Source organism: Actinoplanes siamensis, assembly GCF_016862395.1.
Lineage (GTDB): Bacteria > Actinomycetota > Actinomycetes > Mycobacteriales > Micromonosporaceae > Actinoplanes > Actinoplanes siamensis.
Genome location: NZ_BOMW01000045.1, coordinates 100,190 through 109,210, shown reverse-complemented (window position 1 = coordinate 109,210; position 9,021 = coordinate 100,190). Strand labels below are relative to the sequence as shown.

General features: G+C 70.3%; 10 protein-coding genes and 1 pseudogene. 5 read left to right on the top strand and 6 right to left on the bottom strand.

Features of this window, described 5'->3' with window-relative positions; translation table 11 throughout:
- Both Asi03nite_RS23610 and Asi03nite_RS23605 read right to left on the bottom strand, forming a co-directional pair.
- The coding region (locus tag Asi03nite_RS23610; RefSeq protein ID WP_203682620.1) for a GNAT family protein at positions 1–249 on the bottom strand (249 nt) is incomplete at its 3' end.
- Between the two features lie 470 nt (positions 250–719).
- Positions 720–1,139 (bottom strand): ATP-binding protein, encoded by a 420-nt coding sequence (locus Asi03nite_RS23605; protein ID WP_203682619.1) that lies wholly within the window; start codon positions 1,137–1,139, stop codon positions 720–722.
- A gap of 190 nt (positions 1,140–1,329) precedes the next feature.
- On the opposite strand from Asi03nite_RS23605, the gene Asi03nite_RS23600 reads away from it, so the two are divergent.
- Positions 1,330–1,683, top strand: a complete 354-nt coding sequence (locus tag Asi03nite_RS23600) for an STAS domain-containing protein (RefSeq protein WP_203682618.1) — start codon at positions 1,330–1,332, stop codon at positions 1,681–1,683.
- An 11-nt stretch (positions 1,684–1,694) separates the two neighbouring features.
- On the opposite strand, the gene Asi03nite_RS23595 is transcribed toward Asi03nite_RS23600, so the two are convergent.
- Positions 1,695–2,951 carry a PP2C family protein-serine/threonine phosphatase gene (locus Asi03nite_RS23595; RefSeq protein WP_203682617.1) on the bottom strand — a complete coding sequence of 419 codons (1,257 nt, stop codon included), beginning with the start codon at positions 2,949–2,951 and terminating at the stop codon, positions 1,695–1,697.
- An 81-nt stretch (positions 2,952–3,032) separates the two neighbouring features.
- Here Asi03nite_RS23595 and Asi03nite_RS38015 point away from each other — a divergent pair.
- A pseudogene (locus Asi03nite_RS38015) lies at positions 3,033–3,254 on the top strand (transposase); the annotation flags it as partial.
- A gap of 107 nt (positions 3,255–3,361) precedes the next feature.
- Here Asi03nite_RS38015 and Asi03nite_RS23585 read toward each other — a convergent pair.
- Positions 3,362–3,721, bottom strand: a complete 360-nt coding sequence (locus Asi03nite_RS23585; protein ID WP_203682616.1) for a winged helix-turn-helix transcriptional regulator — start codon at positions 3,719–3,721, stop codon at positions 3,362–3,364.
- Between the two features lie 107 nt (positions 3,722–3,828).
- Between Asi03nite_RS23585 and Asi03nite_RS23580 the strand changes: the two genes are divergently transcribed.
- Both Asi03nite_RS23580 and Asi03nite_RS23575 read left to right on the top strand, forming a co-directional pair.
- Positions 3,829–4,665: an NAD(P)H-binding protein gene (locus tag Asi03nite_RS23580; protein WP_203682615.1), complete on the top strand. Its 837-nt coding sequence runs from the start codon at positions 3,829–3,831 to the stop codon at positions 4,663–4,665.
- 553 nt (positions 4,666–5,218) lie between these two features.
- Positions 5,219–5,698, top strand: coding sequence for a hypothetical protein (locus Asi03nite_RS23575; protein WP_203682614.1), 480 nt, complete (start codon positions 5,219–5,221; stop codon positions 5,696–5,698).
- Between the two features lie 114 nt (positions 5,699–5,812).
- Here the strand turns inward: Asi03nite_RS23575 and Asi03nite_RS23570 are convergent, their stop codons facing one another.
- Together Asi03nite_RS23570 and Asi03nite_RS23565 are read right to left on the bottom strand one after the other, a co-directional pair.
- Positions 5,813–6,454, bottom strand: coding sequence for a response regulator (locus Asi03nite_RS23570; protein ID WP_203682613.1), 642 nt, complete (start codon positions 6,452–6,454; stop codon positions 5,813–5,815).
- Positions 6,442–7,653 (bottom strand): sensor histidine kinase, encoded by a 1,212-nt coding sequence (locus tag Asi03nite_RS23565; RefSeq protein ID WP_203682612.1) that lies wholly within the window; start codon positions 7,651–7,653, stop codon positions 6,442–6,444. The genes Asi03nite_RS23570 and Asi03nite_RS23565 overlap by 13 nt, the downstream gene beginning before the upstream one ends.
- 159 nt (positions 7,654–7,812) lie before the next feature.
- On the opposite strand from Asi03nite_RS23565, the gene Asi03nite_RS23560 reads away from it, so the two are divergent.
- Positions 7,813–9,015: an alpha/beta hydrolase family protein gene (locus tag Asi03nite_RS23560; protein ID WP_203682611.1), complete on the top strand. Its 1,203-nt coding sequence runs from the start codon at positions 7,813–7,815 to the stop codon at positions 9,013–9,015.
- Positions 9,016–9,021 lie beyond the last annotated feature (6 nt).

Below are 9,021 nucleotides of genomic sequence, written 5' to 3'. Positions count from 1 at the left end.
GGGGAAATCGCTGAAGCCCACGACCGCTCCGTTCAAGCAGGCGACGTAGGTGCGCGCCGCCGAGCGACGTTCTTGCCAGCGGGACTCATCGACGGTGGCAGGTGCCCATGCCTGAATCTGCTCAGGGGTGTAGTCGCGGCTGGCCGTGCCGTGGACAGCTGCGCGGAAGACCTGCCACGTATCGCCGGCGTCAGTGGCCTCATAGCGGCGGATCAGAAGGTCCCCAAGGGGAGGGACGTCGTAGGTCATGGTCACATTCTGGAACACCGCTGAGTCCTCGACACGCGCTCATGCCGCGATCCGCGCGCCCGGCGGGACGCGATCGACCCGTCGTTGATGGCGCTGTGACCGTACTCGCTAGGCTCGCGGTTGTAGTCGTTCACCAGCGGTGTTGCGACCACCGCTTGAATCCGCCCGGTTGGACCTGGCCTCACCCTCGGCTGAGGCGACGAGGGTTGTGACGGTCTGACGTCGCCTCACCGTCATGATCGAGTTCAAACTTACCGTGACGCTGTGTAGCTGGTCGGCAAGCGCCACCACCTTGATCGCGTATCCGCTTCTGCCGAGGCGAGTGCATCTTGCTGCCCAGGTTTGTATGCCGCACGCGACGTCTCGAGGTTGGCAAGGGTCAGGGCCGGATATCTTCGCGGGACGTCAATTCGAGTCGGTTGGATGGCCGGTGAGGCTTGGTGGTGGTCGGTGGCTGGAACGATGTCGTGTCAGGTTCGCGGACCCGGCGTCGCTGCCAGGCTTTTTCGTATGTGCAACACCACCTGGCCGGATTGTCCGGTGACGAAGGTGGCGCTGTCGGCGAGGGCTGCGATGAAGGGCAGCCCGCGTCCACCGACGGTCAGTGGATCGGGAAGGCGGGCGCTGAGTCCGGCACCGTCGGGCGCCGTGCCGCGGTTACCGACCTCGAGCAGGCAGGTGTCGTCGGCGACGATGATGGTGACATCGATGGTGCTGCCCGTTTCGGAGTGCGTCACGGCGTTGGCGCACGCCTCTGAGATGAGTAGCGCGAGATGGCCACGCACTTCCTCGTCGGCGTCGGTGAGGCTCAGCAGGGTGGTGAGGATCTGGCGGGCGCGGGTCACGGTGGATGGCTGCCGCGGCAGCGACAAATTCATCGTGAGGTGCACTCCGCTGCTCCTCTCGGCCTGTCGATGGCCGCGTTCGGCTGCCGTCGCACCTGCGCGTGAATGCGCTTCGCCAGCGTGAATGCGGTACCCACGCTAGGTGTCGTCAAACGATTATGCCGCCCGGCGCCGACGGCGGTCCGGTGGCCGACCGCATAGGGTGGACCACGGATCATCGAGCGAGGAGGTCAGTGTGGATCTGCTGGTGGCGGTCCGGCCGGGCCGGGGCTGCACCGTGGTGGAGGTGTGCGGTGATCTGGACATGGCGGTGTCTCCGCAGTTGCACGAGAGCCTGCAACGGGTGATCGCTGACGGGGGCCGTCAGGTGGTGCTGGACCTAGCCGGGGTGGGCTTCATGGATTCCACCGCGCTGGGCGTGCTCGTGACGGTTTTCAAGATCTTGCGTGACCACGGCGGGCAATTGCGTCTCGCCACGCCGCAGCCCGTTGTGCGGGATGTGCTGCGCATCACGTCCGTCGATCGCGCCATCGGCGTCTACGACACTGTCGAGGCTGCGGAGGCTGAGGTGCGTCGGCCGACGGTGTGACCGGCGGCTGATCACCAGGGCAGTGCGGGGCTGGTTCGGGCCTGATCGGCGCCAGAACTGGTATTCCTGTCCTCGCTGTGCCTGGCGTGCCAGTCCAGGATCAGCAGGGTGGCATCATCGTCCAGGACCGGTCCAGCGATCTCGAGGACGGCGTCGGCCAGCGACCGGACGGCCTCGCGGGGATGCAGATCGGTCATCTGCCGCAACCGGGCTGACAAGTCCAGGTTGGCTGCCTTACGCTCGCGTGTGCCGTCGGTGACCACGACCAGACGGTCCCCCGCCCGCAGCGTGATCTCGCTGGCGCGATAGCGGCCTTCGGCAAACATGCCCAGTGGGAAATTGCCCGGTAGCAGCAGTTCCTGCGGGTTGCCTTCCCGGACCAGCAGCGGCGGCACGTGCCCGGCGTTGACCAGCGAGCACACCCCCGTGCGCAGGTCGAGGGACCCGAGGATCGCGGTGACGTAGCCGCCGACCACGACGGCGTTCTCGGCCAGGGCGGTATTCGCGAGCTCGGCCTGTTCGACCAGGCCGGCACCGCTGCGGCGGCTGTTGCGCAGACTGCCCACCCCGAGGGTGGCGGTCAGCGCGCTGGCCACCCCGTGCCCCATCGCGTCGGTGACGCTGAAATGCAGCACGTCGCGGCCCAGGCTGTAGTCGAAGGTGTCCCCGCCGATACTGGCGGCCGGCTCCAGCCAGCCCGATAAGGTGAACGCGCTGGCCTCACACGTGAACGAGCCGGGCAGCAGGCGACGCTGAATTTCCGCCGACAGGGTGAACGAGGTCGTGCGCTGCCCCCACTCGAACAAGTCGGTGTACCGCCGGTTGGCGATCACTACGAACGCCAGCGCATGCGCGGTCCGGGTGATCTCCCGCAGCACCCGAGGCACCGGCTCGTCCGGCAAGGTCATCTCCAGCAGACCGATCACCTCACCGCGATCAGTCACCGGCGCAAGCACCGTCCAATCGCCGTCTTGCGCGAAGACCTGCACCGCCTGGGAACGCAGCGCCCGTTCGGCCGGACCGCCGTCGAACGGCATCACGGTGGCTACCTCGTCACCGGACCGCCGACCCTCACCAGCGGCGTCGGCTCGCACGTGGGCCAGCCGGACCAGCGCCCGACCGCTGAGATCGGCGATCATGAAGGAGACCTTGACCGCGCCCAGGTCCGCGGCGAGTTCCCGGGTGACCGCTTCCACGGCGTCTACCGGCGGGGCGTTCTCCGCCGCATCCAAAATATTCGCCAGTATCCGCCCTTGGCTGCTTTCCACCTCTGCAGCGTACGGACACCGCTAATCCCCGGACATCGCCAACGCCTACCGAGACCGTCACATCAGGGGCCCGACCATGTCGGGATCGGGGCCGCGAACCACGTCCCGGCCGCCACCACCGGCAAAGACGCTGGTAAGAAGGTGCCGGGCCGCAAGCGGGGCCTGGCCGTGGACGCCCTCGGCCTGATCGTCGCGGTCGTGGTCACCGCCGCGAGCGTCACCGACAACGCCATCGGGATCAAGCTGCTCGACAAGGTCGCGCGGCATACACCGACGGTGACCGTGGCGTGGGTGGACGCGGGAACCCACCTCGCCATCCTGACTGCCCGGCTATGCGACCAAGCCATCGGCTGCGGATAGCGGCGGTGAAGCGTCGCGCCGCATCCGCGTGATCACCTGGCCAAGGCTCGTCATCTGGTGTCGTAGGCGCTCCGTGCCTGCTCCACCGCCGCCAGGTGGGCGTCGGCCCAGGTGGCCAGGTGAGCGAAGAGCGGACCGAGGCTGGCGCCCAGCTCGGTGATCTCGTACTCGACCCGGGGCGGCACTTCGGCGTAGTAGGTACGCGCAACGAGCCCGTCGCGTTCCAGCTGGCGCAGCCGCTGCGTGAGGACCTTCGGGGTGATGCTGGTCAGTCGGCGCTCCAACTCAACGAATCGCTGCCGACCGTACTCGTGCAAAGCCCACAGGACCGGGGTCGTCCACCGGCTGAACACGATATCGACGACCGGCGCGACCGGGCACGCGATCTCGGGATCCGCTGATCGTTTCATGTGCCCTCCGCCACAAAGCCATTACTATCCACTAGGTACCTACTATACGAGTGCTACTAGCGTCTCCTTCGACCGCGCGAGCGACGCGGTTGAACGGGAGACGAGACATGTTTGTCGTGACAGGAGCCACCGGGAACGTCGGCCGGACGCTGGTGTCGATCCTTGCCAGGTCGGGTGCCGCGGTTACGGCGGTGTCGCGTGGACGACGCCCGGTCGCAGTACCGGACGGAGTTCGCTACCACCGCGCAGACCTCGAGGAGCCGGAGAGCCTGCGTCGAGCCCTCGCCGGTGCCGACGCCATGTTCCTCTTGGTAGAAGGCGCGGGCGCGAACCTTGACGGTCCCGAGATCCTCAACGCGGCCGCCGCGGCCGGGGTGAAGCGGATCGTGCTGCAATCCTCACAAGCCGTCGGCACCCGACCGGGGGCGGCGTCGCACGCCCCGCTGCACGCCATCGAGGACCAGGTACGCCGGTCGAGCCTCGGCTGGACGATCCTGCGCCCCGGCGGTTTCGCTTCCAATGCCTTCGCCTGGGCCGACTCGGTTCGGTCCGACCGGACGGTGGCCGCACCCTTCGGCGACGTCGGCCTACCGGTGGTCGACCCCGACGACATCGCCGAGGTGGCCGCGATGGCCCTCCGAGGCGGCCACGACGGTCGCACGTATGAGCTGACCGGCCCGGCGCTGAGCACGCCACGCCAACGGGCTGCGGATCTCGCCGCCGCACTCGGCGAGCCCATCCATTTCGTCGAGCAATCGCCAGCCGAGGCCCGCCGACAGATGCTGGCGTTCATGCCGCCGCCGGTGGTCGAAGGAACACTGGCGATCCTCGGCGCGCCGACCGGACGCGAGCAGCTGACTAGCCCCGACGTGACCGAGGTGCTGGGCCGACCGCCCCGAACCTTCGCCGAGTGGGCCAGGCGCAACATCGACGCTTTTCGCTGATGGTCGAACCATCCACCGACTGATGACCGGCCGGCTTGATCGGCTGTCCGGTCATCGGAAGAGCGTGCGTCAGGCGGCGCCGGGCGCGCTACACGCAGCGTGACAGAGCGCGGAGCGTCGACGTGCGGGACCTGCGGCGGTAGAGGTCGTCGCGTAACGGTCATCTCCCGCCGTACCGAATCGCTTCTATCGCCGTCGTCCGCAATCGCGGACAGCAGGCAGCGGGGCGGAATCGCCACCTCGGGGTGGTCCTGAAGGGCAGAATCACAAATGGCCGACCGGCAGCCGGGCGTGGCTAGGACGTCGCGGCGCGTGGCTCACGATGGTGACCAAACGATCCGGCACGGGCTATACCGACAGGCAGACACTGCTTCGATCAACCGGTGGAGCGGCACCCGGCCACCTCCCGCGATGTCACACCGGCCGTGATGCCGCCGGGAAAGCCGATGGTGAGCATGTCCGAGGAGGAGTCGGAGTGGCTGCGGATCCGGCGGGCGGGCGGCGTCCGACCACTGCGGTGACCGGCTCTGTCCAGGGTCCTCCGCTGTGGGTGTTGGCTGGCGCTCCGGTGCTGGCACTCGCCGCTGCCGCGGGGGTCGGCACCCTGGTGGGGTTCCTGGTAGCCCGCATGCGGTTTGCGGGGACCAGCAACGACTGGGCGGAGCTCGGCGCCTTTCTCCTGGGCCTGTTCGCCGGGGCCGCGGTCGCCGTCGTCGGGTACGTGGCGGCGTTGATCGTCTTGGCGCGGCGATTGTTCGCGCCGGGGCGACGTGCGGCGCCGGTGCTGCTGACCCTGCTGGCGCATGCCGCGGTCGTCGGGGTCGTCGCAGGTCTCACCTCCACCCTGCAACCCACATCCGGCGGCGGTGAGGTGGCCGGCGTGCTGCTGTGCCTCGCCTTCGCGGCGTGCGGCCCGGCGACCTTCGTCGGGTACGGCACCACCGGCAGGCGTCGCCTGAGAGCCGTCATCGTCCTGATCACGCTCACGCTCAGCACCGTGTTGGTCGTCAGCGTCTCGCACCTAGCTCGGTGACCGGTGAACACGGTTCACGTATCGGCGTGCCCGGAGTTGCCGGATCCGCTTGGCCAGGCTGCCGGAGCGGGCCGCCGCGGCCAGCGCGCGGGCGTTGGGCAACCGGCCCGGCGGTCAGATGCGCAGGAACCGCAACACGGCGAGGACGCGGCGGTGGTCGGTGTCGGTCGGGGGCAGATCGAGCTTGCTGAGGATGCTGGTGATGTATTTCTCGACGGCGCTGTGACTGACCTTGAGGGTGTCGACGATGCCGTGGTTGGAGCGACCCTCCGCCATCAGCCGCAGCACCTCCAGCTCGCGGGGGGTGAGCCGGTCCATCGGGTCCTGGCGGTGGCGGACCAGCAGTTGCGCGACCACCTCGGGGTCCAGGGCGGTGCCTCCGGCGGCCACCCGGCGCAGGGCCGCCAGGAAGTCGGACACGTGGGCGACCCGGTCCTTGAGCAGATATCCGACGCCGCTGGTGCGCACGGACAGCAGGTCGGTGGCGTAACGCTCCTCGACGTACTGCGACAGCACGAGGACGGCGACCGCGGGAAACTGGTTGCGGATGACGAGGGCGGCGCGGATGCCCTCGTCGGTGTGGGTGGGGGGCATCCGCACGTCGATCAGAGCCAGGTCGGGACGGTGCTCGGCGACCGCGCGCAGCAACTGCTCGGCATCCGCCACCGCGTCGACGACGTCGAACCCGCCGTCGGCGAGCAGTTTGGTCAGACCGGCGCGGAGCAGCACCGAGTCCTCGGCGATCACGATCCGCACGGCAGCTCCACGGTGACCGTCGTCGGCCCGCCGGCCGGGCTGTGCAACGCGAACGTCCCGTCGACCGACGCGGCGCGCTGAGCGAGCCCGCGCAGCCCCGTGCCGCCGCCTGGTGTGGCGCCGCCTCGGCCGTCGTCGGTGACGACGACGCGGAGCCGGTCGGCGACGCGGTCCACGGTGACCTGGGCACGGCTCGCGTGGGCGTGCCTGGCGATGTTGGTGAGAGCCTCCGAGACGACGAAGTAGGCGACCGCCTCGACGACCGGCGGGCAGCGGTCCGGCACGCTGACGGCCACCCGCACCGGGACAGGTGCGCGGGCGGCGATGCCGGACAGCGCCGCGTCGAGGCCACGGTCGTCGAGCACCGCCGGGTGCAGGCCGCGGACGAACTCCCGCAACTCGGCGAGGGCCTGTGTGGCCTCGTCGTGGGCGTCCACGATGGCCTGCCGGGCCGGTGCGGGCAGGTCGGTGAGGTTGGCCCGGGCCATGCCGAGATTCATCGCCAGGGAGACCAGCCGCTGCTGGGCGCCGTCGTGCAGGTCGCGTTCGATCCGGCGGCGCTCGGCGTCGGTGGCGGCGACGACCTCGGCGCGGCTGCGCGACAGCGTCTGCACCCGCACGGACAGCTCCTCGTTGCGGCTCGGCCCGAGCAGCGCCCGGGCCGCCGCCGTGTCGGCGCGCGCCACGACGCGGGCCATCCACGGCGCGGCGACGAGCGCCGGGGCCGCGAGGACCAGGTAGGCGGGTTCGGCCCAGGCCAGGAGAGTCGCCGACCAGCAGACCGCCACCGCGGCGGCGCCGGACACCCCGATGAACAGGCTGAGCACGTGGTAGCCGAACTGCCGCCACCACCTGTGCGACGGTGGGATCTCGACGTCGAGCAGCGCCCGGAACCGTCGGCGCTGCACCGCGGACAGGCCCCGCACCACCCGTGGCAGCGACAGCGTGGCGGTCACGGTGAGCACGACGAACAGGGTGGTCAGCGCGAGGTCGTCGCCGGAGGCGTACAGCAGGCTCCAGATCGCGCTGTAGCCGGCGCCGACCGGCAACCCGCACGTCAGCGCGAAGGCGGCAACGCCGAGCGGCAGCCCGGCCAGCGCGTGGAGGGTGGCACGCCAGGTGCGTGCCGGCCAGAGGGCACTCAGCACCGTGCGGAGCGCACCACCGCGCCGGGGTGCAGCCGTTTCCACCGAGGTCACCGGATCAACCTAGACAGGCCCGCCGGCGCGGGCCATGGTGCCACCCCACCCGCGGGGTACGGGTAACCCCACCCCGGACCGGCTGCCCGCCCCACCGACAGCGCGCCCGGATCCCGGCAGGGTGATCACCGTTCACCCCGTCTCCCGAGGAGTCGCACCATGCCCGGACCCGCCCCGGCCCTTACCCGCCGGTCGCTGCTGTCGGCCGCTGTCCTGACCGCCGGCCTCGGCGTCATCACCCGCGCGCCGGCCGCCGCCCGGCCACGATCGACCGCCGACGGGTACACGCTGCCCATGCCGACCGGCCCCGAGCGGCTCGGCACCGTCGCGCTCCACCTCGTCGACCGCACCCGTACCGATCCCTGGGCGCCCGGCCGGCCGGTTCGCGAAATCATGATCCAGATCTGGTACCCGGCCCGGCACATCCACGGCCACCCGGCGGCGCCGTGGCTGTCGCCGGGCGCGGTGCCCCACTTCTCCGAGGTGTTCGGCCTGCCCGCCGAGAGAGTCCGTGCGACGGCCACGCACGGCCGGGCCGGCGCACCGGTGCACGGCGGCCGTCCGGTCGTGCTCTACTCGCCCGGTCTGGGCGGCGACCGCGGCACCAGCACCGTCCTCGCCGAGGAGCTGGTGAGCCACGGCTACATCGTCGTCACCATCGACCACACCCACGACGCCGGCGAGGTCGAGTTCCCGGACGGGCGGGTCGAGGTGGCGGCCATCCCGCCCGACATCGACGAGCAGATCATCGCCCGGGCCGTCGCGGTTCGTGAGGCCGACACCCGGTTCGTCCTGGACCAGCTGGCCGTCGTCAACGCCGGTGGCAACCCGGACGCGGGGAACCGCCGGCTTCCCATCGGACTGCGGGGCGCATTCGACCTGAACCGGATCGGCATGTTCGGCCACTCACTCGGTGGCAGCACCGCCGCCGCCACGATGCACCACGACCGGCGGATCAAGGCCGGGGTCAACCTGGACGGCACACTCGTCGGCGCGGGCGCCGTCGCGGGCTCCGACCGGCCGTTCCTTCTGCTGAGCAGCGACCACGGCACCGACCCGGAGGACCCGACCTGGGACGCGTTCTGGACGGGCCAACGGGGCTGGAAACGTGAGCTGAGCCTGACCGGCTCGGTCCACGGCTCGTTCAACGACGGCCAGGTGCTGTACCCGCAGGCCGCCCCGGAGATCGGCCTCACCCCCGAGCAGCTCGCCGGACTGGTCGGCACGCTCCGCCCGCAGCGTTCCGTCACCATCCAGCGCGACCACCTCCGGGCCTTCTTCGACCAGCACCTGCGGGGCCGGCGCAGCCGGCTGATGTGCGGCGCGGACCCGCGCTATCCCGAGATCCGTTTCGTTCGGTGACGCCGG